Origin of the sequence: Allobosea sp. (genome assembly GCF_048595345.1) — a bacterium.
GTDB lineage: Bacteria > Pseudomonadota > Alphaproteobacteria > Rhizobiales > Beijerinckiaceae > Allobosea.
Genome location: NZ_JBMDWH010000028.1, coordinates 1 through 2,403, shown reverse-complemented (window position 1 = coordinate 2,403; position 2,403 = coordinate 1). Strand labels below are relative to the sequence as shown.

Below are 2,403 nucleotides of genomic sequence, written 5' to 3'. Positions count from 1 at the left end.
CAGGCCCACTGCCACGGACAGCTGTTCATGCTCGGCCGCGAAACGGCCGACGCGCTGGGGCGCCGGGCGGGGCCGGGGAGGTTCGGCGGCCGGCAGATCGGTCAGCCCCGCAAGCTCGCCCGCCGTCAGATCGCGCAGGCGGCGGCGCTCGGGCATGGTCAGGCGCAACGCGGCGAAGCCCTTCAGAATCGCGATGACGCAAGCGGCGGCCTCGGCCTCCGCCACTGGCCCGCGCCAATCGCGATCCGCCAGTTGTAGCGTCAGCAGGCCCGGCGCGACGCCGACCAGCCGGATATCGGTGGGAAAGGCATCGAGCGCGGAAGGCCCGCCATCATCGACGATGACACCGCATTTCGGCGGCAGGCCGGGGATCATCCGGGCTGCGGTCTCGATCGCACCGGCGAGAGCAAAGGCGTCGATGAAGGGGCTCGGCTCCGGCCCCGCCAGGGGCGAGACGAGCGTGATCCTCTGCGGCCCGTCGCCCTCATGCTCGTTGACCAGATGCTCGTCCAGCAGCGCCTTCACCAGTTGCAGATGACTCTGCGGCGTCACCCCGCGCAATTGAAGATTGGCGCGCGCCGAGATCTCGACGAGCCCGTTGCCGTGCGCGCGCGCCAGCGCCGCGATCCGCACCAGCTGCTCCGGCGTCAGCTGCGCCCCGGGCGGATGGAGCCGCACCAGCCAACCATCGCCGGTTTCCATGGGCTTCAGCGTGCTCGGGCACCAGCCGCGCCGCATCGCGGCTTTCGCGAGGGCGCTCATTCCGCCGCCTCCCGTGCCAGAAACGCCCCGACCGAATTGCGCCGGCTGGTCCAGAGCCCGCGCCGCGCCGCGTCTGCCAGTCGCGCCCGGATCGCGGCGGCGGCGGGCGCATTGGCGGCTTCGAGCTTCTCCCAGACCGCGGCATCGGCACACCAGGCCTCGAAAACGGCGTCGAACAGCCCGTCGCTGACCGCGTCGGTGCTGGCGGCGAAGACGAAGAGCGTATCGACCGCCTCGGCCAGCTCCGCCGCCCCGCGCCAGCCATGGGCGAGCTGCGCCGCGATCCAGCGCGGATGCGTCAGTCTTCCATGGACGATGCCGGCGATGTCCTCGGCCAGCGTCCTGGCGCTCGGTGTTTCCGGCCGCGAGCTGTCGAGGCTGTAGAGCGCGGGGTCAGCCCCCAGCGCCTTCGCCGCCGCCGCCAGCCCGCCGATCGCATCGGCCGCGCTCGTCGCCTCCAGAATGTCGCGGCCGGGCGTGTCGCTGACATGGATGAAGGCCTGCGCCGCGCGGATGCGTGCAGAGAAGCCGTCATCGGCTTCGGGAGCACCTTCCGGCCCGCCATAGGCATGGTCCGAGGCGGTAAGATAGGCCTCGCCCAACTCGGCGCGTTCGCTCCAGACCCCGTCCAGCGCCCGGTCGGCCATCGCCGCGCCATAGCGGCCGGGCGCGGCACCGAAGATGCGGGCGCCGTCCTGCCCGCGTCGCCGCGCCGCCGCCGGCTCGTTCCAGTCGTCAGGCTCGTCCAGCGCCGCGACCGCGCGCGAGGCTTGGTCGATCAGCCCGATCTGCGCCGGAAACGTGTCGCGGAAGGTGCCCGAAATCCGCAGCGTCACGTCGAGCCGCGGGAAGGAGAGCTTCGGCTGGGGCACGATCGAAAAGCCGGTCACGCGCGTGGAGGCGCTGACCCAGAGCGGCTCGACCCCCATCAGCGCCAGCGCATGGGCAATGTCCTCGCCGCCCGAGCGCAGGGTCGGCGAGGCCCAGAGATCCATGATGATCCGTCGCGGATAATCGCCCTGCTCCTGCAGATGGCGCGAGACGACGGCCTCAGCCGCCTTCTTCCCCAGCCGCGCCGCGGCGCGCGTGGGGATCGCCCGCGGGTCGAGCGTCGAGAGATTGCGGCCGGTCGGCAGCACGTCCGGCCGGCCGCGTTGCGGCGAGCCGGCGGGACCGGGCGGCACGAAACGGCCGTCGAGGGCGGCCAGCAGATTTTCGCGTTCGCTCGCGGCCGAGGCTGGATCGGCTTGTGAGCGGCCGAAGACATGCAGCCCGTCGCGGAAGGGCAGTTCGGCGATGTCGCACAGATGCGCGTCGAGCCGCGTCAGCGCCTCGCTCATCGCCATGCCGGGCGTGACGCCGCAGGAGGCGGCGAGCCCGCTCGCCTCGGCCCGCGAGCGGATCTCGGCCGCCACGAGATCGGCGCGGCGCGGATCGAGCACCTGAGCTTGCGAGAATTCCTCGACAAGATCGCGCAGCAGCGCGGTTTCGCCCGCCGCTTCGGCTTCGGCCAGCGGGGGCGGCAGATGGCCGAGCGTCACCGCCGAGAGCCGGCGCTTGGCCGGCGCGGCCTCGCCCGGATCGTCGACCACATAGGGGTAGATCACCGGCAGACCGCCGACCGCCAGGCGCGGCCAGCAG

At 72.5% G+C, this 2,403-nt stretch carries 1 protein-coding gene and 1 pseudogene; both read right to left on the bottom strand.

Annotated features, from left to right (window positions below; genetic code table 11):
• Positions 1–762, bottom strand: a pseudogene (locus tag ACOJTB_RS03800) (precorrin-3B synthase); the annotation flags it as partial.
• On the bottom strand, positions 759–2,403 hold a 1,645-nt coding region (locus ACOJTB_RS03795; protein ID WP_420101189.1), incomplete at its 5' end, for a cobaltochelatase subunit CobN. The pseudogene ACOJTB_RS03800 and the gene ACOJTB_RS03795, both read right to left, overlap by 4 nt.